The sequence below is a fragment of the Pseudomonas sp. Q1 genome, assembly GCF_009935975.1.
Taxonomy (GTDB): domain Bacteria; phylum Pseudomonadota; class Gammaproteobacteria; order Pseudomonadales; family Pseudomonadaceae; genus Aquipseudomonas; species Aquipseudomonas palleroniana.
Genome location: NZ_QODI01000003.1, coordinates 388,376 through 409,384 on the forward strand (window position 1 = coordinate 388,376; position 21,009 = coordinate 409,384).

Annotated in this window: 20 protein-coding genes; 14 read left to right on the forward strand and 6 right to left on the reverse strand. The window is 61.1% G+C overall.

Features of this window, described 5'->3' with window-relative positions:
• Window positions 1-54: 54 nt before the first annotated feature.
• The 3 genes from cysN to DK870_RS06925 all read right to left on the reverse strand — a co-directional run bounded on the left by cysN (window position 55) and on the right by DK870_RS06925 (window position 3,867).
• The gene (gene cysN, locus DK870_RS06915; RefSeq protein ID WP_161548302.1) at window positions 55-1,953 is read right to left on the reverse strand and encodes a sulfate adenylyltransferase subunit CysN; all 1,899 of its coding nucleotides are present in this window, start codon (window positions 1,951-1,953) and stop codon (window positions 55-57) included.
• A 9-nt stretch (window positions 1,954-1,962) separates the two neighbouring features.
• On the reverse strand, window positions 1,963-2,880 hold the full coding sequence (cysD, locus tag DK870_RS06920; protein WP_060754841.1) for a sulfate adenylyltransferase subunit CysD: 918 nt from the start codon (window positions 2,878-2,880) through the stop codon (window positions 1,963-1,965).
• 228 nt (window positions 2,881-3,108) lie between these two features.
• The gene (locus tag DK870_RS06925) at window positions 3,109-3,867 is read right to left on the reverse strand and encodes a Nif3-like dinuclear metal center hexameric protein (protein ID WP_161548303.1); all 759 of its coding nucleotides are present in this window, start codon (window positions 3,865-3,867) and stop codon (window positions 3,109-3,111) included.
• Between the two features lie 103 nt (window positions 3,868-3,970).
• Here DK870_RS06925 and algW point away from each other — a divergent pair, with 103 nt between their 5' ends.
• From algW to DK870_RS06940, 3 genes are all read left to right on the forward strand, one after another.
• Complete coding sequence (gene algW, locus DK870_RS06930; RefSeq protein WP_161548304.1) at window positions 3,971-5,125, forward strand: Do family serine endopeptidase AlgW; 1,155 nt, start codon at window positions 3,971-3,973, stop codon at window positions 5,123-5,125.
• Between the two features lie 110 nt (window positions 5,126-5,235).
• On the forward strand, window positions 5,236-7,332 hold the full coding sequence (locus DK870_RS06935) for a TonB-dependent siderophore receptor (RefSeq protein WP_161548305.1): 2,097 nt from the start codon (window positions 5,236-5,238) through the stop codon (window positions 7,330-7,332).
• 12 nt (window positions 7,333-7,344) lie between these two features.
• A complete protein-coding gene (locus tag DK870_RS06940; RefSeq protein WP_161548306.1) occupies window positions 7,345-8,064 on the forward strand; it encodes a DUF4198 domain-containing protein in 720 nt (239 codons plus the stop codon).
• 6 nt (window positions 8,065-8,070) lie between these two features.
• Here the strand turns inward: DK870_RS06940 and hemH are convergent, their stop codons facing one another.
• Together hemH and DK870_RS06950 are read right to left on the reverse strand one after the other, a co-directional pair.
• Window positions 8,071-9,093, reverse strand: coding sequence for a ferrochelatase (hemH, locus tag DK870_RS06945; RefSeq protein WP_161548307.1), 1,023 nt, complete (start codon window positions 9,091-9,093; stop codon window positions 8,071-8,073).
• A 14-nt stretch (window positions 9,094-9,107) separates the two neighbouring features.
• Window positions 9,108-10,007, reverse strand: coding sequence for a TIGR01777 family oxidoreductase (locus DK870_RS06950; protein WP_161548308.1), 900 nt, complete (start codon window positions 10,005-10,007; stop codon window positions 9,108-9,110).
• A gap of 226 nt (window positions 10,008-10,233) precedes the next feature.
• On the opposite strand from DK870_RS06950, the gene DK870_RS06955 reads away from it, so the two are divergent.
• From DK870_RS06955 to DK870_RS07005, 11 genes are all read left to right on the forward strand, one after another.
• Window positions 10,234-11,220: an NAD(P)/FAD-dependent oxidoreductase gene (locus tag DK870_RS06955; protein ID WP_060754834.1), complete on the forward strand. Its 987-nt coding sequence runs from the start codon at window positions 10,234-10,236 to the stop codon at window positions 11,218-11,220.
• Between the two features lie 112 nt (window positions 11,221-11,332).
• Complete coding sequence (locus tag DK870_RS06960) at window positions 11,333-12,292, forward strand: DUF523 and DUF1722 domain-containing protein (RefSeq protein ID WP_161548309.1); 960 nt, start codon at window positions 11,333-11,335, stop codon at window positions 12,290-12,292.
• Between the two features lie 5 nt (window positions 12,293-12,297).
• Window positions 12,298-13,227, forward strand: a complete 930-nt coding sequence (locus DK870_RS06965) for a MerR family transcriptional regulator (protein ID WP_161548310.1) — start codon at window positions 12,298-12,300, stop codon at window positions 13,225-13,227.
• Entirely contained in the window at window positions 13,228-14,670 is a 1,443-nt protein-coding gene (gene phrB, locus DK870_RS06970; RefSeq protein ID WP_161548311.1) for a deoxyribodipyrimidine photo-lyase, read from the forward strand.
• On the forward strand, window positions 14,663-15,085 hold the full coding sequence (locus DK870_RS06975) for a nuclear transport factor 2 family protein (protein ID WP_161548312.1): 423 nt from the start codon (window positions 14,663-14,665) through the stop codon (window positions 15,083-15,085). The genes phrB and DK870_RS06975 overlap by 8 nt, the downstream gene beginning before the upstream one ends.
• A complete protein-coding gene (locus DK870_RS06980; protein WP_060754829.1) occupies window positions 15,082-15,864 on the forward strand; it encodes an SDR family oxidoreductase in 783 nt (260 codons plus the stop codon). The genes DK870_RS06975 and DK870_RS06980 overlap by 4 nt, the downstream gene beginning before the upstream one ends.
• Window positions 15,861-17,108 carry an FAD-dependent oxidoreductase gene (locus DK870_RS06985; RefSeq protein WP_161548313.1) on the forward strand — a complete coding sequence of 416 codons (1,248 nt, stop codon included), beginning with the start codon at window positions 15,861-15,863 and terminating at the stop codon, window positions 17,106-17,108. Before DK870_RS06980 ends, DK870_RS06985 begins: the two co-directional genes overlap by 4 nt.
• On the forward strand, window positions 17,105-17,914 hold the full coding sequence (locus DK870_RS06990) for a DUF1365 domain-containing protein (protein ID WP_161548314.1): 810 nt from the start codon (window positions 17,105-17,107) through the stop codon (window positions 17,912-17,914). The genes DK870_RS06985 and DK870_RS06990 overlap by 4 nt, the downstream gene beginning before the upstream one ends.
• On the forward strand, window positions 17,901-19,172 hold the full coding sequence (locus tag DK870_RS06995) for a cyclopropane-fatty-acyl-phospholipid synthase family protein (protein WP_090366905.1): 1,272 nt from the start codon (window positions 17,901-17,903) through the stop codon (window positions 19,170-19,172). The genes DK870_RS06990 and DK870_RS06995 overlap by 14 nt, the downstream gene beginning before the upstream one ends.
• A complete protein-coding gene (locus DK870_RS07000; protein ID WP_161548315.1) occupies window positions 19,165-19,656 on the forward strand; it encodes a DUF2878 domain-containing protein in 492 nt (163 codons plus the stop codon). Before DK870_RS06995 ends, DK870_RS07000 begins: the two co-directional genes overlap by 8 nt.
• A gap of 54 nt (window positions 19,657-19,710) precedes the next feature.
• The gene (locus DK870_RS07005) at window positions 19,711-20,016 is read left to right on the forward strand and encodes a YkgJ family cysteine cluster protein (protein ID WP_161548316.1); all 306 of its coding nucleotides are present in this window, start codon (window positions 19,711-19,713) and stop codon (window positions 20,014-20,016) included.
• Window positions 20,017-20,378: 362 nt separating this feature from the next.
• Here the strand turns inward: DK870_RS07005 and DK870_RS07010 are convergent, their stop codons facing one another.
• A complete protein-coding gene (locus DK870_RS07010) occupies window positions 20,379-20,897 on the reverse strand; it encodes an acyloxyacyl hydrolase (RefSeq protein WP_060754823.1) in 519 nt (172 codons plus the stop codon).
• Window positions 20,898-21,009 lie beyond the last annotated feature (112 nt).

Here is a 21,009-nt window from a genome sequence, read left to right on the forward strand (position 1 = left end):
ACAAATGGTAATGGCTGATGTACCGCTATCGGGAGCAAGCCCCCTCCCACATTTTTAGATCGCGCCGCGCTGACGCAACAGCTCCAGCACTTGCTTGACGCTCTCTTCCAGCGACAGGGCCTGGGTGTCGATCACCAGATCGGCGTTCAACGGCACGTCATACGGGAAGGATTCGCCAGGGATGTTATCCCCACCGGCAGCGTACAAACCTTGCGGATCACGCTCGGCGCACACCAGCGGCGACGCTTGCACATAGACGGTCAGCAGGCGGTCGGCGCCGATCAGCGCCTTGGCCTGTTCACGGCCTTCGGCATCCGGCGCAACGAACGCGGCCAGGGTCAGCAGGCCGGCCTCGTTGAACTGGCGCGCCACATGGGCGGCACGCCGCCAATTTTCAGTGCGACCGGCACGGTCCTGCGGCAGCCCTTTGTTCAGGTCGTGACGCAGGTTCTGGCCATCCAGCACGAACACCGCACGCCCCATGTCGAACAGCTTGCGCTCAACCGCGTAGGCCAAGGTGCTTTTGCCGGCGCCCGACAGGCCGCTGAACAACACGGTGGCCGGCTGTTGGCCGAAGCGCAACGCACGCTCTTCGGTGGACACATGCGCCAATTTGCCGTGCTGCGCCGCACCGCCATGACCCACCGGCGGCGCGATGATCATGCCGGCAGCCACGGTGCCATTGGTCAAACGGTCGATGACGATAAACGCACCCGTGGTGCGGTTGCTGTCGTAGCCGTCCAGGGCAATGGCGGCGTCGAGGCTGACCTTGACCCGGCCAATCTCATTGAGTTGCAGCGAACTCGCCGGGCCTTCGGCCAGGGTGTTCACGTCCACGCGGTGCACGATGCTGGTGATGGAACCCGGCACATAGCTGGTGGCGCGCTTGATGTCGTATTTCTTGCCCGGCAGCATCGGCTCTTCAGCCATCCAGACCAGCATGGCGTCAAAGGCGTCGGTCACTTGCGGCACGTTGTCGGCATGTACCAGCAGGTCGCCACGGGAGATGTCGATCTCGTCTTCCATGGTCAGGGTCACGGCCTGGCCCGGGCCTGCGTGCTCCAGCTCGCCTTCAAAGGTGACGATGGATTTGACGCGGCTGCTCTTGCCCGAAGGCAGCACCACCACTTCGTCGCCCTTATGCACGATGCCGCTGGCCAGGGTGCCGGCAAAACCACGGAAGTTCAGGTTCGGACGGTTGACGTACTGCACCGGGAAACGTAAATCGGTGTAGTTGCGGTCGTTGGCGATCTCGACGGTTTCTAGGATCTCCATCAGCGACTGGCCGGTGTACCAGGGCGAACGCTCGCTCTTGTTCACCACGTTGTCGCCCTTGAGCGCGGACATCGGCACGAATGCCAGGGTGCTCGGCTTGAAGGCGATACCCTCGGCGAACTTCAGGTAATCGGCCTTGATCTGCTCGAATACACTTTGGTCAAAGCCATTGATGTCCATCTTGTTGACGGCCACCACGATGTGTTTGATCCCCAGCAACGAGGCGATAAAGCTGTGGCGACGGGTCTGGGTCTGCACGCCGTAGCGCGCATCGATCAGAATGATCGCCAGGTCACAGGTGGATGCACCGGTGGCCATGTTGCGGGTGTACTGCTCATGGCCGGGAGTGTCGGCGATGATGAATTTGCGCTTGGCGGTGGAGAAATAGCGGTAGGCAACATCGATGGTGATGCCCTGCTCACGCTCAGCCTGCAAGCCGTCGACCAGCAAGGCCAGGTCGATGTCGTCACCGGTGGTGCCGACCTTCTTCGAATCGCGGGTGATGGCTTCCAGGTGATCTTCGTAGATCATTTTGGAGTCGTGCAGCAGGCGCCCGATCAGGGTGCTCTTGCCGTCGTCGACGTTGCCGCAGGTCAGGAAGCGCAACATTTCCTTGCGCTCGTGCTGGCCCAGGTAGGCGAGGATGTCCTCGCTGATCAAATCAGATTGATGCGACATGACAGCCCCTTAGAAATAACCTTGACGTTTTTTGTCTTCCATCGAGCCGGCACCATCGTGGTCGATGACACGGCCCTGGCGCTCGGAAGTTCGCGTCAGGAGCATTTCCTGAATGATGTCCGTCAGCGTCTCGGCTTCGGACTCCACCGCGCCCGTCAACGGGTAGCAGCCAAGGGTACGGAAACGTACTTTCTTTTTGACGATTCGCGCTTTTTCTTCGTCGGAGAGGTGCTCAAGGATGCGGTCATCGTCGATCATGATCAACGTGCCGTTCTTCTCGATCACATCGCGTTCGGCGGCGAAATACAGCGGCACGATCGGGATGCCTTCCAGGTAGATGTACTGCCAGATGTCCAGTTCGGTCCAGTTGGACAGCGGGAACACACGGATCGACTCGCCCTTGTTGACGTTGCCGTTGTAGACGTTCCACAGCTCGGGGCGCTGGTTCTTCGGGTCCCAGCGGTGTTTGCTGTCGCGGAACGAGTACACGCGCTCTTTGGCGCGGGATTTCTCTTCATCGCGACGGGCACCGCCAAAGGCTGCGTCGAAACCATGCTTGTCCAGGGCCTGCTTGAGGCCCTCGGTCTTCATGATGTCGGTGTGCTTGGCGCTACCGTGGGTGAATGGGTTGATGCCCTGCGCCACGCCATCCGGGTTGACGTGGGTGATCAGTTCCAGGCCAAGCTCTTGGACCATTTGGTCGCGGAACTTGTACATCTCCTGGAATTTCCAGCGGGTGTCGACGTGCATCACCGGGAACGGCAGCTTGCCCGGAAAGAACGCCTTGCGCGCCAGATGCAGCATCACGGCGGAGTCTTTACCGATCGAGTAGAGCATCACCGGGTTGTCGAACTCGGCGGCGACCTCGCGGATGATGTGGATGCTTTCCGCCTCCAGCTGTTTCAGATGCGTCAGTTTGTCGACCATGGTTACTCACGGAAAAACGATCTTATGGACGGCCAGCGGGCCGTGTTCGAGCGAGGCATGCTAGCACAGCACCTTCTTCTATTCAGGGCGCCAACTAGATCGAAACGGTATATGAATATGCCCCCAGGTTTGGCATGTGGGAGGGGGGCTTGCTCACGATAGCGGCGGCTCAGCCACCCCTCTCAGACTGACACACTGCTATCGCCGGCAAGTCACCCGCCGCATGGCTCAAATCGGGTTCGGGCAGTCAATGAACAAATGTTCCAGGGCGAACCGCCGCGCCAGGTAATCACCCAACGCCTGCACCCCGTAGCGCTCGGTGGCGTGATGGCCGGCGGCGATGAAGCTGATGTTGTTTTCCCGCGCACTGTGGAAGGTCTGCTCGGACGCTTCGCCACTCAGGTACAGGTCGACACCCGCAGCAATCGCCTGGTCGATATAGCCCTGGCCACCGCCGGTACACCAGCCGACACGGCGGATCATTTCACTGCCTTCGATCAACAGCGGCTCGCGACCCATGGTGTCCTGCACACGGCGCGCGAAATCACGGGGCGACAAGGGCTCGACGAGGGAACCGACCAGGCCGACGACCTTGGGGTTGCTCGGGTCCAGCGGGCCTTCGACGGTGATGTCGAGTTGGCGGGCAAGCTGCACGTTGTTGCCCACATCCGGGTGCAGGTCCAGCGGCAGATGGTAGGCCAGCAAGCTGATGTCGTGTTTGAGCAGGGTTTTCAGGCGGCGCTGCTTCATGCCGGTGATGCACGGGTTCTCACCCTTCCAGAAATACCCGTGATGCACCAGCACCAAGTCAGCCTCGGCTTCGACGGCAGCATCCAACAGGGCTTGGCTTGCGGTCACGCCACTGACGATGCGCCGCACTTGCGGGCGACCCTCCACCTGCAGGCCATTGGGGCAGTAATCGGCAATTTTTGCGCTGGCAAGGTAGCGGTCCGCTTCCTCGACGAGGGTGGTAAGGGGGACGGCCATATAAAGACTCCTAAATATCCCGTTCCGAGGCGCTCGCAGCCTCGTATAATGCGCGACATTATGGGCGCTCTCCCGCCCCCTGCAACCTGTCAGGACTTACTTGATGCTCAAGGCACTGCGTTTTTTTGGATGGCCATTGTTGGCTGGCGTGCTGATCGCGATGCTGATTATTCAGCGTTATCCCCAGTGGGTGGGCTTGCCCAGCCTTGATGTCAACCTGCAGCAGGCGCCGCAAACCAGTTCAGTGGTGCAAGGCCCGGTGACTTATGCGGACGCTGTCGTCATCGCCGCGCCTGCCGTGGTCAACCTGTACACCACCAAGGTCATCAACAAGCCGGCGCATCCGTTGTTTGAAGACCCGCAGTTCCGCCGTTACTTCGGTGACAACGACCCCAAGCAGCGCCGCATGGAGTCGAGCCTGGGTTCCGGGGTGATCATGAGCCCCGAAGGCTACATCCTCACCAATAACCACGTGACCAGCGGCGCCGACCAGATTGTCGTGGCCCTGCGCGATGGCCGTGAAACCCTGGCCCGTGTGGTCGGCAGCGACCCGGAAACCGACCTCGCGGTGCTGAAGATCGATTTGAAGAGCCTACCCTCGATCACCATCGGCCGCTCGGAAGGGCTGCGCGTGGGTGATGTGGCATTGGCCATCGGCAACCCGTTCGGTGTTGGCCAGACGGTAACCATGGGCATCATCAGCGCTACCGGGCGCAACCAGTTGGGGCTCAACAGCTACGAAGACTTCATCCAGACCGACGCGGCGATCAACCCGGGCAACTCCGGCGGCGCGCTGGTGGACGCCAATGGCAACCTGACCGGCATCAACACCGCGATTTTCTCCAAGTCCGGCGGCTCCCAAGGCATCGGTTTTGCGATCCCGGTAAAACTGGCGATGGAAGTGATGAAGTCGATCATCGAGCACGGCCAGGTGATTCGCGGCTGGCTGGGGATCGAAGTCCAGCCGTTGACCAAGGAACTGGCCGAATCCTTTGGCCTGACCGGTCGCCCCGGCATTGTCGTGGCGGGGATCTTCCGCGACGGCCCGGCCCAGAAAGCCGGCCTGCAATTGGGCGACGTGATCCTGAGTATTGATGGCGAGCCGGCCGGTGATGGCCGCAAGTCGATGAACCAGGTGGCACGGATCAAACCGACCGATAAGGTGACGATCCAGGTCATGCGCAACGGTAAAGAGATCAACCTGTCGGCGGAAATTGGCCTGCGCCCGCCGCCCGCGCCGGTGAAAGAAGAGGGATAAGTCACATCGCAGGTGCCCGTTCGCGGGCACCTGTAAACGGATGTTTCAAAGCAATTCATTCTCATTAGGCATGTTATATTGTTTCAATATCGCTATTGGAACGCTTTACCATGTCGTCTCGAAAGTTTGTGCCCTTGGCCGGCCTGGCCCTGGGTTTGCTGCTGGACCCCGCCTACGCCGAAGACAATACCGTTGAACTGGATGCCATCAGCGTCACCACCGACGCCTATGAATCTGCCACAGGTCCGGTTGAAGGCTATCGCGCCACGCGCTCTGCCAGCGCGACCAAAACTGACACCGCGATTCGCGACATCCCCCAATCGATCAGCGTGATTCCTGCCACGGTGCTCAAGGACCTGGGCAGCCACAACGTTGAGCGCGCCCTGGAATATGCAGGCGGTGTGTCCAAGCAAAACAACTTCGGCGGCCTGACGCTCTACGAATACAGCGTACGAGGCTTCACCACCTCCGAGTTCTACCAGGACGGTTTCAGCGCCAACCGCGGCTACCCGAGTACACCGGACACGGCCAATATCGAGCGCATTGAAGTGCTCAAGGGCCCTGCTGCCAGCCTGTATGGGCGTGGGGACCCGGGCGGCACCGTCAACATCGTCACCAAGAAACCCCAACCAGATGCCTTCACCACCCTGCAAACCAGCGCCGGCAGTTGGGACCGCTACCGTACCGCCATAGACGTCAATACGCCGCTGGACAGGGAAGGCAACCTACTGTCACGGGTTAACCTGGCGGTGGAGGACAACCACAGTTTCCGCGATCATGTGGATGCAAAGCGGGTGTTTGTCGCACCGTCCTTCAGCTTTCAACTGACGCCAGACACCCACCTGCTGGTAGAAAGTGAATTCGTACGCCACAGCTCGACATTCGATCGCGGCATCGTCGCCAACACCGGCATGTCCCGCTCCACATTTCTCGGCGAACCCAACGACGGCAATATCCGCAACCACAACAATCGGATCCAGGCCGCTATCGAACACAGCCTCGACGACACCTGGCAATTGCGCCTAGCCAGCCATTACAAACAAGGCAGCCTGTGGGGCGATGCCTCGGAAAGCCGAGCACTGAACGCCGACGGGCACACCGTCAACCGCCGCTACCGTGAGCGCTCCACCGGCTGGCACGACAGCATCACCCAACTGGAACTGCGCGGCCGGTTCGATATCGGCAGTTGGCAACACGAACTGCTGATCGGTACCGAGTACGAGGACTACCGCAAGAAGGAACGTGTCACCGCGATTGCCGGCAGCCCTTACGCCATAGACGTCTTCCACCCCGTGTATGGCCAGCCCAAACCCAACGGCACGCGCTCCGGCACAGACGTCTATGAACAAGTCAAAAGCCAGGCGCTGAACCTGCAGGATCAGATCGTCTTCACCGACCGCCTGCGCGGCATGCTTGGCGCGCGTTTGGAGCATGTGGAACAAAGCACTGAGGACTTCACACGCAACCACGCCAAGAGCCGGCAAACCCATGACACCCTGACCCAGCGCGCCGGCCTGCTGTACCAACTCACACCGCAAGTCGGCCTGTTTGCCAACGCCTCGACATCGTTCAAACCCAATAATGGCCTGGATGCCGGTGGCAAATCCTTCAAGCCGGAAGAAGGCGTGGGCTATGAAGTGGGTATCAAGAGCGAGCTGTTCGACGACCGCCTCAGCACCACCCTGGCCGCTTTCCATATCGACAAGGAAAACGTCCTGGCCCTGGACCTGGCCACCGACACCCAGCGCGCCATGGGCAAGGCCCGCAGCCGAGGTTTTGACCTGCAAGCCAGCGGGCAAGTGAGCGACGCCGTACGAGTCATCGGTGCCTTCGCCTACATCGACGCCGAAGTCACCCAGGGAGACAAAGCCATTCCAACCGGCAGCCGCATTCTCGGCGTGGCCAAGCGCAGCGCCAGCCTGCTGGGTGTGTACGAATTCCAGGATGGCGCGCTGCGCGGTTCGGACCTGGGCGCAGCATTCACCTATGTCGGCGACCGCTCCGGGGAAGCGGGTAGCCGCTTCGAATTGCCGGCCTATCACACCGTCGACCTGCTGGCCCATTACAAGGCCAGCGAGCAGGTGACCGTGGGCCTGAACCTCAACAACCTGTTCGATGAAAAATACTACGAGCGCTCCTACAGCACCTACTGGGTCACACCCGGCGAGCCGCGCAACCTGACCCTGAGCTTGACCCTCAACCTGTAAAAGGATCTCACCATGCACCCGTTCAAACCCCTCGCCCTGCTTGGCCTGCTCTTCGCCACTCAGGTATCGGCCCATGGCCTATGGACCGAAGAACGTCGCGGCAACATCGAAGTGATCTACGGCCATGGCGCCGAGGACAACGCTTTCAAAGCCCAGAAAATCAGCGGCGCCTGGGCCTACGACGCCAGCGGCAAAATGATCCCGGTGACTGTGCAGCGCCTTGACGATCACGCACGCCTCAAGCCGCTCAAGGCACCGGCAGTATTGGCAGTGGCGCTGGATAACGGCATGTGGTCGCAAACGGCGGATAAACAGTGGATCAACAAAGGGCGCACCCAGGTGCCTGGAGCCATTGAGTCGACGCAGACCTTCAAGTACAGCCTGGCGATCTACACACCTGGCGCCAAGCTGCCCAAGCTGGACGCGCTCAAACTGCTGATCTTGCCGGAAGCCGACCCGCTGACTGTCGGCCCGGGTCGATCATTGCCCGTGCGAGTGCTGCTCGACGGCAAGCCGGTGGCCGGGGTCAAGCTGGTGGGCGATTATCGCAACGCACCGAACACCTTGAGCACCGAAACCGATAAGGACGGACGTGCCCAGGTGCTGGTGCGCAATGAGGGCTTGAACGTGATCGCCGCGCAGGTGGTCGTGCCGCTCAAGGACAACCCCGACGTGGCGACACGTGGGTTATTCACTTCGCTGACGTTCCTCGGCGAACCTCACCACGAGTGAGGGTGTTCAGAGGTCCAACGGCGCTCTTTCGCACAACGTGTTGAGCGCCACTGCCCATTGCGGGTCGTCATTGAGGCACGGCACCAACACCAACTCCTCGCCCCCCGCTTCGCGGAATTGTTCCAACCCGCGATCGCCGATCTCTTCCAGCGTCTCGATGCAATCAGCAACAAACGCCGGGCACATCACCAGCAGCTTTTTAACCCCCTGCTGAGCCAGGGTCTCAAGGCGCGCCTCGGTGTAGGGTTCGATCCACTTCGCCCGGCCCAGCCGCGATTGAAAAGCCACCGACCACTTGTCTTCGGGCAGCCCCATGCGCGCGGCAAACTCCCGCGCCACACTGAAGCACTGGCCACGGTAACAAGTCGCCCGCACTTCGGGTGACGCGTTGGCACAGCAGTCCGTAGCACCATCAAAGGCATGGCCTGGGTTGAGCTTCTTCAGGTGCCGCTCCGGCAGGCCGTGAAAACTGAACAGCAGGTGATCGTAGTCCTGCTGCAGGTGCGGCTTGGCACTGGCGACCAAGGCATCGAGGTATTCGGGCTGGTCGTAGAAGGGCTGCAGGATGGCAAGGCGCACGTCGAGCTTTTTGTCCCGCGCCACGCGCCGCGCCTCTTCCACCACGGTGGTCACGGTGCTGTCGGCAAACTGCGGATACAGCGGCGCCAGGGTGACGTTGCGGATACCTTGGCTGGCCATTCGGGTCAGCACGCTTTCAATCGAGGGCTCGCCATACCGCATGGCCAGCTCGACCGGGCCTTGGGTCCATTGCGCAGTCATCTGCTGCTGCAGGCGACGGCTGAGCACCACCAGCGGGGAGCCTTCTTCCCACCAGATCGAGGCATAGGCGTGGGCCGATTGCTCGGGCCGCTTGATCAGGATCAGCGATACCAGCAAACGCCGCACCGGCCACGGCAGGTCGATCACGTAGGGGTCCATCAGGAACTGATTGAGGTAGCTGCGCACATCGGCCACCGAAGTGGACGCCGGTGAGCCCAGGTTGACCAGTAACAACGCGTGATCCGTCATGCAACATCCTATCTCTAGAGGCGGCTGGAAATATCTTCCAGGGCCGCGTGCAAATCAGTGAACTGAAAAGTGAAACCGGCGGCCAGCAGCCGTTCGGGGACGGCTTTCTGCCCGCCCAGCAACAACCCGGACAACTCGCCCAGAGCAACCTTCAACGCCAAGGCCGGCATCGGCATGAATGCGGGGCGGTGCAGCACCTGGCCCAGCGTCTTGGCAAACTCGCGGTTACGCACCGGGTGAGGGGCGCAGGCATTATAAGGACCACTGGCGTCAGGCTTGTGCAGAAGAAAATCAATCAGGGCGATTTGATCTTTGATATGGACCCACGGCATCCACTGCCGACCATCGCCGATCGGCCCGCCCAACGCCAGCTTGAACGGCAGTAGCAGCCGCGACAAAAAGCCGCCCTCGGCTGCCAGCACCAGGCCGGTGCGCACCAGCACCACGCGCAGGCCCAATGCTTCGGCGCGCAGTGCCGTTTCTTCCCAGGCGATACACAGCTGGCTGGGAAAATCATCCTGCACCGGACCGCTCGCCTCGCTCAGCTCGCGCTCGCCGCCATCGCCATACCAGCCCACCGCAGAACCGGAAATCAACACGGCCGGTTTCTGCTCAAGGCTTTCCATCCATCCCAGCAGGGTTTCGGTGAGGCTGATACGGCTGCTCCACAGCAGCGTCTTGCGCTTCTTCGTCCACGGGCGATCGGCAATCGGCGCGCCGGCCAGGTTAACGACTGCGTCCACCGCGCCGATAACTTCTTGCAGGCTGCCGACACCCAGCACCTGCTCGCCACAGAGTCGGGCGACCTGCTCCGGGTCACGACTCCACACGGTCAGGCGATGGCCTTGAGCGAGCCAATAGCGGCAGAGTTGGCGACCGATCAAACCAGTACCGCCGGTCAGCAAAATATGCATAAGACGCTCCTCATGTAACGTTTGCCGCCCGCCATTGGTCTATTTTATAAGCAGGGTTCATTTGTTATCGGGCGTAGCCGTGGCCTAGAACCGCAGGGTTCCAAGCCTCTGCTTTAACCATAGGTCACGTTGTAAGAACAGTTACGCCAAAACTTATACCAAAAAACAATATTGTACAGCTATTAGTGTCGGCGTAGGCTGTACCCAACGGTAAACGAGGCCTTCCATGACTGTTCCCATCGCGATCATCGGCACCGGCATCGCCGGTCTCTCCGCCGCCCGAGCGTTACAAGACGCGGGGCACACCGTACAACTCTTCGATAAAAGCCGCGGCAGTGGCGGGCGCATGTCCAGCAAGCGCAGCGATGCCGGCTCACTGGACATGGGCGCGCAATACTTCACCGCCCGCGACCGACGTTTCGTCAATGAAGTACAGCGCTGGCAGAGCAATGGCTGGGCCGAACAGTGGAAACCACAGCTGTACAATTTCAAGTCCGGCCAGCTCAGCCCCTCCCCCGATGAACAGAGCCGCTGGGTGGGTACGCCGCGCATGAGCGCCATCACCCGCGCCTTGCTCGACGACCTGCCGGTCGAGTTTGGTTGCCGCATCACCGAAGTGTTTCAAGGCGAACACCATTGGAACCTGCTGGACGCCGACGGCGGCAATCACGGCCCGTTCAGCCACGTGGTGATCGCCACGCCGGCCCCTCAAGCAACGGCTCTACTGGCCGCCGCGCCCAAGCTGGCGAGTGCCGCCGCCGGGGTAAAAATGGACCCGACCTGGGCCATCGCCCTCGCGTTCGACCAGCCTCTGGATACCCCCATGGAAGGCTGCTTCGTCCAAGACAGCCCTCTCGACTGGCTGGCACGCAATCGCAGCAAACCAGGGCGCGACAGCGCGCTCGACACCTGGGTACTGCACGCCACCAGCGCCTGGAGCAAAGCTCATCTGGACCTCTCCAAGGAGGCCGTGATCGAGCACTTGCACGGCGCCTTCGCTGAACTGCTGCACTGTGCCATGCCCGCGCCGTCGTTCAGCGTGGCGCACCGCTGGTTGTACGCCCGGCCGTCCAGCAGCCATGAGTTCGGCGTACTGGCCGACGCTGACCTGGGCCTGTACGTATGCGGCGACTGGTGCCTGTCGGGTCGAGTGGAAGGGGCTTGGCTCAGTGGCCAGGAAGCAGCGCGACGGCTGATCGAACATATGGCGTAGTTCACGCTTAAAAAATTGTACAAAACATTTGATTTGTACAATATTAAACCTATGATGAATGTAGTTGTACGAGCCTCCAAGGCTTGTACAGGAATTTCACAGAGGTTTGGTCATGTCCCGCACTGCAAAACCGAAGATCGCCATCAGTGCCTGCCTGCTCGGCGAGAACGTGCGCTTCAATGGCGGACACAAACAATCCCTGTTGTGCAGCCAGACCCTCGCCGACTATTTCGACTTTGTGCCGCTCTGCCCCGAGGTGGCGATCGGCATGGGCATCCCCCGCGAACCGATTCGCCTGGTAGGCGACCCGGCACAGCCGCAAGCCGTCGGTACCGTACGCCGCGAACTGAATGTCACCCAGCCGCTGGATAATTATGGCCAGCAAATGGCTGAGCAACATACCGACCTGTGCGGCTACATCTTTATGCAGAAATCACCGTCGTGCGGCCTGGAGCGGGTCAAGGTCTACCGCGACAACGGCACGCCCGTCGATGGCGGCGGCCGGGGCATTTATGCCAAAGCGTTTTGCGCACGTCACCCCAACCTGCCGGTGGAGGAAGACGGCCGCCTGAATGACCCGGTGCTGCGGGAAAACTTCCTGACCCGCGTCTTCGTCTATGCCAGTTGGCAACAGCTATTGGCTGACGGCCTCACCCGCCATCGCCTGCTGGCTTTCCATTCGCGCTACAAATACTTGCTGATGGCCCATAGCCCGGCGCATTACAAAAGCCTCGGCCACCTCCTGGGCAGCATGACCAAAGACATCGACTTGGAAGACCTGGCTGCCGGCTATTTCGGCGAGTTGATGACCGGCCTGAAAAAATGCGCCACCCGTGGCACCCACACCAACGTGCTGCAGCACATCAGCGGCTACCTCAAACAGGCCATCAGCGCCGAGGATAAGCAAGAAATGCAAACGGTCATCGGCCAATACCGCCACGGCATCGTGCCGCTGGTGGTGCCGCTGACCTTGCTCAAGCATCACTTTCGCCAACATCCGGACCGCTATATCGCGCAGCAGGCGTACCTGCAACCGCACCCGGAAAACCTCAGCCTGCGAAACGCGATCTGACTCATATGAAAGCTGCCCTGCTAGACGAACCCGGCGAGGACATCGCGCAAGCCCTGCAAAATGGCTGGCTGCCGATCCGTGAAGTGGCGCGCCAGACCGGTGTCAACCCGGTCACCCTGCGCGCCTGGGAACGCCGTTATGGCCTGATCGTGCCGCAGCGTACGCCCAAGGGCCACCGGCTGTTCAGCGCCGAGCATGTCCAACGTATCCACACCATTCTGACCTGGCTCAATCGCGGCGTGCCGGTCAGCCAGGTGAAATCCCTGATCGACTCAGCCCAATCTCCGCCTGACGCCGTCGAAAACGAATGGCACGCCCTGCGCCAGACACTGGTGCAGGCCATCAGCGAGCTGGCCGAGCGCCGGGTCGACGATGCGTTCAACCAGGCCATGGCGTTGTACCCGCCACGGACCTTGTGCGAGCAATTAATGCTGCCGCTGCTCAATGAACTGGAGCAAAAGTGGCAGGGCCAACTCGGCGCACAAATGGAGCGGGTGTTTTTCCTGTCATGGCTGCGCAGCAAGTTCGGCGCGCGCATCTATCACAACAATCGTCAACTGCATGGCGCCCCGTTGCTGCTGATCAACCATTCCGACTTGCCCGTGGAGCCGCACCTGTGGCTGTGCGCCTGGCTGGCCAGCAGCGCCGACTGCCCGGTGGAAGTCTTCGACTGGCCACTGCCGGCCGGCGAACTGGCGCTGGCCGTGGCTCACCTGAAACCCCGCGCCGTGGTGCTGTATTCGAGCAAATCGCTTCAGTTGACGGCGCTGCCTAAACACTTGAGCGGCGTTGCTTGCCCTCTATTGATTGCCGGCCCCACGGTATGCATCCACCAGGCCGAACTGGTCGCGTTGAGCCGTGATACCCCGCAATTGTTCGTGGCCGAAGACCCGTTGTCGGCTCATCAGCTATTGATCCAGCGTGGAATTGTCTAAATGCATTTGATCTGGCTGCGCACCGACCTGCGCCTACACGACAACACCGCCCTGGCTGCCGCATGCCGGCGAGGCCCGACCGCGGCCATCTACGTGATCACGCCCGAACAATGGCTGGCGCACGATGATGCACCGTGCAAAGTCGACTTCTGGTTGCGCAACCTGCAGCACTTGAGCCAAGCGCTGGGCACGCTGAATATTCCTTTGCTGATTCGCACAGCTGCGACCTGGGAAGAGGTACCGGGCGTGCTGAGCGCACTGTGTCGGGAGCTGTCGGTCGCGTCGGTGCATGTCAACGAGGAATACGGCATCCACGAAAGCCGCCGCGATGCCGCAGTGGCCAAGGCCCTGGAAGCCGACGGCGTGACGTTCCACAGCTACCTCGACCAACTGTTTTTCCAGCCAGGCAGTGTACTGACCAAGACCGGCACCTACTTTCAGGTATTCAGCCAGTTCCGCAAAGTCTGCTATATCCGCCTGCACAGCGCCTTGCCGCCGATCGTGCCCACGCCAGAAGCCCAGGCGCCACTCAAGCTCGACAGTGATGCGGTGCCGACCACCGTTGAAGGCTTCGAAACACCCAGTAAAAGCTTGCGTGCCCTGTGGCCGGCGGGTGAGGACGAGGCCCGCCGCCGTCTCGATGCTTTCGCCGATCAACAGATCAGCTACTACAAGGACGAACGCGACTATCCGGCCAAACCCGGCACCAGCCAGCTATCGGCGTACCTTGCCGCCGGCGTGGTGTCGCCGCGCCAATGCCTGCATGCCGCGCTGCAAACCAACCAGGGTGAATTCGAAAGCGGCGACATCGGCGCTATCACCTGGATCAACGAGCTGCTCTGGCGCGAGTTCTACAAACATATCCTCGTCGGCTACCCAAGGGTGTCGCGCCATCGCGCCTTCCGCCCCGAAACCGAAGCCGTGGCCTGGCGCCACGCGCCCAAGGAACTGGCCGCCTGGCAGCAAGCACGCACCGGCCTGCCGATCATCGACGCCGCCATGCGCCAATTGCTGGAAACCGGCTGGATGCACAACCGCCTGCGCATGGTCGTGGCGATGTTCCTGACCAAGAATCTGCTGATCGACTGGCGTGAGGGCGAGCGCTTTTTCATGCGTCACCTGATCGACGGCGACCTGGCCGCCAACAACGGTGGCTGGCAGTGGAGCGCCTCCACCGGTACCGACTCGGCGCCGTACTTCCGGATTTTCAGCCCATTGAGCCAATCGGAAAAATTCGACGGCGAGGGTGTGTTCATCAAGCGCTGGCTGCCGGAACTGGCCGCGCTGAATAAAAAACAAGTGCACAACCCGGAGTCCGTCGGCGGCCTGTTCGGCGTGGCCGATTACCCGCGCCCGATGGTCGACCTGAAACACTCCCGCGAGCGCGCATTGGCCGCGTTCCGCAGCCTGCCGCAACGCCAGGAGGCGGCTGAACATGAGTGATTTCCTGCAACGGTTCGCCCAGGCCTTCGCCGCGTTGGACAAGCACAACCTGCACCGGCTCGACAGCCTGTACAGCCCGGACATTGTGTTCGCCGATCCGCTGCACGAAGTCCACGGGCTTCCCGCAATGCACCGTTACTTCACCCAGCTGTACAGCCATGTCAACCAGTTGCGCTTTGACTTCCAGGGGTTTGACCAAGTGGCGGAAGGCGAAGGCTACCTGCGCTGGAACATGAGTTTTCGCCACCCACGCCTGAACCACGGTGATGAAGTGAGGGTACAAGGCTGCTCACACCTGCTGTGGCACGAAAAGGTCTACCGCCATCGCGACTATTTTGATGCAGGCGCACTGCTCTATGAACACTTGCCGCTATTCGGCCGATTGATCCGTTGGCTGAAGAGGAGACTGGGATGAGCCCTACACCGCCCCGCCGTTATTGGCTGACCGGCGCCAGCAGTGGCATCGGTGCCGCGCTCGCCGTGGAATTGCTCAACAGCGGTGCCCACGTGGCACTGAGCGCGCGCACCAAAGGCCCGCTGGAAGCACTCGCCCAACGTTATTCGGGGCAGGTGCTGGTAGTGGCCGGCGACCTGACCAACAGCCAGACCGTACGCGAGATCGGCGAGCGGATCGAGGCGGCCTGGGGTTCGCTGGACACGGTGATCCTCAACGCCGGCACCTGTGAATATGTCGATGCCAAACAGTTCGACTCATCGATCATCGAGTACGTGATACGCACCAACCTGCTGGCCAGCAGTTACTGCATCGAGGCCGCCTTGCCGCTCTTGCGCAAAGGGCAGAGTCCGCATCTGGTGGGGGTAGCCAGCGCGGTGACGTACCTGCCGATGCCACGTGCCGAAGCCTATGGTGCGTCCAAGGCCGGGCTGCGTTACCTGTTCGAAGCGCTGCGCATCAGCCTGTCGCCGGAGAATATCGACGTGACGGTGATCAGCCCGGGATTTGTCGACACGCCACTGACCGAACGCAATGATTTCCCGATGCCCTTGAGTTGGTCCGCCGACAAGGCGGCGAAGCATATCTTCGGCCAGCTTGCCAAACGGCCTTTGGAAATCGCCTTTCCCGCGCTATTCATCGCCACGTTGTGGCCGTTGTCGAAACTGCCCAACCGCGCGCAACTGATCATCGGCAAACGCATGCTGCGCAGCCCGCCACCGCAGAAGGACGACCTGTGAAGATCGCCATTATCGGCAGCGGCATCGCCGGGCTGACCAGCGCCTACCTGCTCAACCGTCGCCACGACATTACCCTGTTCGAGGCTGGCGACCGTATTGGCGGACATACCCACACCGCCAACGTGACGGTCGAGGGCAAGCAATATGCGGTGGACACCGGTTTCATCGTGTTCAACAACTGGACCTACCCCCACTTCATTCGCCTGCTGGAGCAGCTTGGGGTGAAATTCAAACCCACTGAGATGAGTTTCTCGGTGTGCGACCAGAGCAGCGGTTTCGAGTACAACGGCAATAACCTCAACAGTCTCTTTGCCCAGCGCCGCAACATCCTGTCGCCGGGATTCTGGGGCATGCTGCGCGATATCCTGCGCTTCAACCATCAGGCGCCGCTGGACCTGCAACAGCAGCGCATCAGCGCCGAGATGACCCTGGGGGATTACCTGGCAGCGGGCGGCTACGGCCCACGGTTTATCCAGCACTACATCGTGCCGATGGGCGCGGCGATCTGGTCGATGTCCCTGGCGGATATGCTCGGGTTTCCCTTGCAGTTCTTTGTGCGTTTCTTCAAGAACCACGGTTTGCTGTCGGTGAACAACCGGCCACAGTGGTGCGTGATCGAAGGTGGCTCCAGCCGTTACATAGAACCGTTGACCCAAGGCTTTCGCGAGCGGATCCGCCTCAATTGCCCTGTGCATAAGGTCGAGCGCACGCCTGAGGGCGTGGTTATCCACAGCCCTGCCGGCAGCGAGGCCTTTGACCGGGTAGTGTTGGCCTGCCACAGCGATCAAGCCCTGGCGTTGCTCGCCGACCCGAGCCAGGCCGAACAGGAGATCCTTGGCGCCCTGCCCTACGCCAACAACGATGTGGTGCTGCACACCGATACGCGCCTGTTGCCTGAGCGCAAGCTGGCCTGGGCCAGTTGGAACTACCGGCTGGCCGGCGATGCGCAGACGCAGGCGGCCGTGACCTATGACATGAACATCCTGCAAGGCATCGACAGCGAGACGACCTTCTGCGTCAGCCTCAACCAGACGCCGATGATCAACCCACTGAAGATCCTCGGGCGCTACACCTATGCCCATCCGCAATACAGCCTGGCGGCAGTGGCCGCACAAGCACGCTGGGAAGAATTGCACGGCGCGCGCCACACCTTTTATTGCGGCGCCTACTGGGCCAACGGTTTTCACGAAGACGGCGTGGTCAGCGCGCTGCGCGTGGCGCAAGCCTTTGGAGAAAGCCTGTGAACAGCGCCTTGTACAGCGGCTGGATCGCCCATCGCCGGTTTGCGCCCAGAGGCCATGCCTTTCGCTACCGCATCGGCCTGCTGTACCTGGATTTGAACGAAGAACACCAGGTACTCGGGCTGTCCCCCTTGGCCGGCGCCGGCCGGCTGGCCCCCTTCGGTTTTCGTCAGCAGGATTACCTGCGTGAGTTCACTCGCCATGGCATGAGTTTGAGCGACGCCGTGCGCCAGCAAGTCGGCCAGGCGCTGGGGCGCACACCCCAAGGCGCTATCTGCCTGCTGACCCAGGCCCGCAGTTGGGGCCTGGCGTTCAACCCGGTGAGCTTCTTCTATTGCTACGAGGCCGATGGATCACTGGCCGCCATCCTGTGTGAGGTGACCAACACCCCGTGGCGCGAACGCTACCACTACGTGCTGCCGGCCCAGGCCCTCGATGCCGGTGAGCACCAGCACTTCGCCGTAGCCAAGGCGTTTCATGTGTCGCCGTTTTTGCCCCGCGACCTGGAATATCGCATGAGTTTCAGCCCTCCCGGCGCCAGGCTGGGCGTGCATATGGCTGATTGGCAGGGCGCGCAAAAGGTCTTCGACGCCACCTTGAGCCTGCAACGCCAAGCACTGGATCGCGCCAGCCTGCATCGCTACCTGTGGCGCTTTCCCTGGATGACCGCCAAGACCTGCCTGGCGATTTACTGGCAGGCGCTGCGCCTGCTGCTCAAACGCACACCGATTTTTTCCCATCAGGCCGCCGATGGCGCCTCTCGCACTGCAGTCGGGTATACCAAGGATCACCGCCATGAAATCCCCTAGCTTATCGGTCAAGCCCCACCGCATGAACGTCAACGGCATGACCGGCGCCCTGCTGCGCAAAGGCGTGCTGCGTCAACTCAGCCAACTGCGCCACGGCCAACTGGTGGTGATCGAGGATGGCGAACGGCAGGTATTCGGCGCACGGGAAGCGCATTTGCTTGGGGAAATCCACATCCTCGATTCGGCGGTATGGGGCCTGGTGGCGGCCAACGGCTCTATCGGTGCCGGTGAGGCGTTCATTCATGGTTACTGGAGCAGTCCGGACCTGACCGCCGTGGTGCGGGTGATGGTCAGCAACCTGGAGGTGCTCGACGCCATGGAGGGCGGCCTGGCGCGCCTGGCCCGCCCGTTCACCCAGGCGTTGCACTGGCTCAACCGCAATACCCGCAAGGGCTCGCAGAAGAATATCGCGGCCCATTACGACCTGGGCAATGACCTGTTCGAAGCATTCCTCGACCCGACCATGATGTATTCGGCAGCCCAATTCCTCACGCCCGATGACACCCTGGAACAGGCGCAACTGAACAAGCTTGCACGCATCTGCCAGAAACTGGCACTCAAGCCCACCGACCACTTGCTGGAGATCGGCACCGGCTGGGGCAGCATGGCGCTGTACGCGGCGCAGCACTACGGTTGCAAGGTCACCACCACGACGCTGTCCAAAGAGCAGTTCGCCTACACCGAGAAGCGCATCGAGGCGCTGGGATTGCAGGGCCAGGTCACCCTGTTGCTGCAGGATTACCGCGACCTGAGCGGCCAGTACGACAAGCTGGTGTCCATCGAAATGATTGAAGCGGTCGGCCATCGTTTCCTGCCCACCTACTTCAAGCAATGCGCCCACCTGCTCAAGCCGCAGGGCCTGATGTTGCTGCAAGCCATCACCATTCGCGAGCAACGCTTCGAACAGGCCAAGCGCAGCGTCGACTTTATCCAACGCTACATTTTCCCCGGTGGCGCCCTGCCGTGCGTGCAAAACATGCTGCAGATCGTCTGCCGCGACACCGACATGAACCTGCTGCACATGGAAGACTTCGGCCTGCATTACGCACGCACCCTGCGCCTGTGGCATGAGAACCTGCGCCGCGCTCACGCGCGGCTCTCCGAGCTGGGCTACGATGAGTACTTCCTGCGCTTGTGGGAGTTCTACTTGTGCTACTGCGAAGGAGGCTTCATGGAACGAACCATTGGCACCGCGCAGTTACTGCTGGCCAAACCCGCGGCGATCACTCCGCCCTTGCTCGGCCGCTTCAGTGCTTAAACCCTTGGCAAACGCCGTGCTATTCCAGTGCGGCTGGTTTGCCTGTGTGCTCGGCGGTGACAGTCGCTGGTTACTGGTGGGCAGCGCAGTGCTGGCCATCCACTTGTTATGGACCAGTTCATGGTCCCAGGAAGGCCAGGTGATTCTTGCCGTGGCCTTGCTGGGCATCGTGATCGATACTTTCCTGCGTACATTTGGGGTGTTTCATTTCAGCTTTCCAGGGCCGCTGATTCCCTTTTGGCTGATGCTGCTGTGGGCGTTGCTGGCAACCACCCTGCGGCATTGCCTGGCCTGGAGCGCTCAGCCGTGGTGGCGGGCGAGCCTGTTGGGGGCGATCGGCGGGCCGTTGTCTTATTACGCCGGCAGCCAATTGGCGGGCGTGCGTTTCGGTTACGGCACGACACTTACCCTCATCGGCCTGGCGCTGCTGTGGGCGGCGCTGTTCCCACTGCTGCACTGGATCGCACGGCAACTGGAGCAGTGACGTCTGTCAGAGCATTCATACGCACATCATGCGCTTGCCTTACACTGCGCACCTATGACCCACATCCCCCATACCCAGATCACCGAACCCGCCGTCACCTGCACGACATGCGCAGCCTGCTGTTGCCAGCTGGAAGTCATGCTGATCACCGATACCGGTGTGCCGGAGCGCTATATCGATACCGATGAATGGGGCGGTGAAGTCATGCTGCGCCTTGACGACGGCTGGTGTGCGGCGCTGGATCGGGACACGATGATGTGCACCATTTACGACAGACGACCGCTGATTTGCCGGGAGTTCGAGATGGGAGCGCCGGAGTGCCTGACCGAGCGTGAAGGGATTGCGACCGCGTATCGCTGATGTTGAGATGAGCGCAGAGCAGAATGCGGGAAGGGCTTGCGGTCGATTGCGTGGTGTCAGTTGCAGATGCATTGACTGAACCCGCGCTATCGGGGGCAAGCCCTGATGCCAGTCAGTTAAAGGGTGGGATGTAGAACACATCATCTGTAGTGAGCGGGCTTGCCCCGCGCTGGGTGGCGCAGCCGCCCCAAACCCAGGCACCTCGGTCTTCCTGAAATACCGCGGCGTCTTCGTTGGGGCGGCTGCGCCACCCAGCGCGGGGCAAGCCCGCTCACTACAGAGTTTGGTCGCGGCAGGTTCTCTTAACTGACAGGCATTAGGGCAAGCCCCCTCCCACAGGGGTTTGGCAGTGCTCTGAAGAATTACAACGGTAGGGTGTAGTGCAGCGAGTAGCTTTCCACCCCGTCGTTGTTGCTGCTGATGCCCGCGTTGGAATAGTGCGTGGCACGGATACCCACTTCATGCCCACCCGCAAAGCGCAGGCCAAAGCCCAACCGGTCTTCGAACTGGAAGGACTGGCCGATGTTATTGTCCTCGACCCGCGTGCGCGAGAACAGCGCCACACCGACCCCAGCCTCGATGTAGGGTTTGACCGACTCTCCGGCAAACTCATACACAAACACCGGTGAGAACGACACGCTGCTTACACTGGCGCGCTTGTCACCGTCCCAATAGGTATAGGCGCCGCTCCAATAGCCGGTCAGTCGGCCGGTATCGCTCTGCCACCAGCTTTTATCCCAGTCGGAAGTCAGACCCAGGCGATAGGTCATCGTCGAATCACTCGTGCCCCCCACCCCGAATTCCAGGCCGGCGGCCTGGGCCGAAACAGAGTGTCCCACCACAGCGGCCACAATCGTAGCCAAAGCGAACAAACGCTTCATAAGAAACAGTCCTTTAAGAACGGAGTTAGAGTGATATGTAAGGGCTAACTCGGTATAGAAGCCTGCGTAGTGTCAGAAGTTCAGCTTCTAACCGAGGTTTTTTCACGAATTT

Coding starts and splice junctions, on each gene's coding strand:
- DK870_RS06995 (WP_090366905.1), top strand. CDS start 17,901: ATGAAATCCCCTAGCTTATCGGTCAAGCCCCACCGCATGAACGTCAAC.
- hemH (WP_161548307.1), bottom strand. CDS start 9,093: ATGACGGATCACGCGTTGTTACTGGTCAACCTGGGCTCACCGGCGTCC.
- DK870_RS06980 (WP_060754829.1), top strand. CDS start 15,082: ATGAGCCCTACACCGCCCCGCCGTTATTGGCTGACCGGCGCCAGCAGT.
- DK870_RS06955 (WP_060754834.1), top strand. CDS start 10,234: ATGACTGTTCCCATCGCGATCATCGGCACCGGCATCGCCGGTCTCTCC.
- DK870_RS07010 (WP_060754823.1), bottom strand. CDS start 20,897: ATGAAGCGTTTGTTCGCTTTGGCTACGATTGTGGCCGCTGTGGTGGGA.
- DK870_RS06925 (WP_161548303.1), bottom strand. CDS start 3,867: ATGGCCGTCCCCCTTACCACCCTCGTCGAGGAAGCGGACCGCTACCTT.
- DK870_RS06975 (WP_161548312.1), top strand. CDS start 14,663: ATGAGTGATTTCCTGCAACGGTTCGCCCAGGCCTTCGCCGCGTTGGAC.
- DK870_RS06965 (WP_161548310.1), top strand. CDS start 12,298: ATGAAAGCTGCCCTGCTAGACGAACCCGGCGAGGACATCGCGCAAGCC.
- DK870_RS07005 (WP_161548316.1), top strand. CDS start 19,711: ATGACCCACATCCCCCATACCCAGATCACCGAACCCGCCGTCACCTGC.
- DK870_RS06940 (WP_161548306.1), top strand. CDS start 7,345: ATGCACCCGTTCAAACCCCTCGCCCTGCTTGGCCTGCTCTTCGCCACT.
- cysN (WP_161548302.1), bottom strand. CDS start 1,953: ATGTCGCATCAATCTGATTTGATCAGCGAGGACATCCTCGCCTACCTG.
- algW (WP_161548304.1), top strand. CDS start 3,971: ATGCTCAAGGCACTGCGTTTTTTTGGATGGCCATTGTTGGCTGGCGTG.
- phrB (WP_161548311.1), top strand. CDS start 13,228: ATGCATTTGATCTGGCTGCGCACCGACCTGCGCCTACACGACAACACC.
- DK870_RS06950 (WP_161548308.1), bottom strand. CDS start 10,007: ATGCATATTTTGCTGACCGGCGGTACTGGTTTGATCGGTCGCCAACTC.
- DK870_RS06960 (WP_161548309.1), top strand. CDS start 11,333: ATGTCCCGCACTGCAAAACCGAAGATCGCCATCAGTGCCTGCCTGCTC.
- DK870_RS06935 (WP_161548305.1), top strand. CDS start 5,236: ATGTCGTCTCGAAAGTTTGTGCCCTTGGCCGGCCTGGCCCTGGGTTTG.
- cysD (WP_060754841.1), bottom strand. CDS start 2,880: ATGGTCGACAAACTGACGCATCTGAAACAGCTGGAGGCGGAAAGCATC.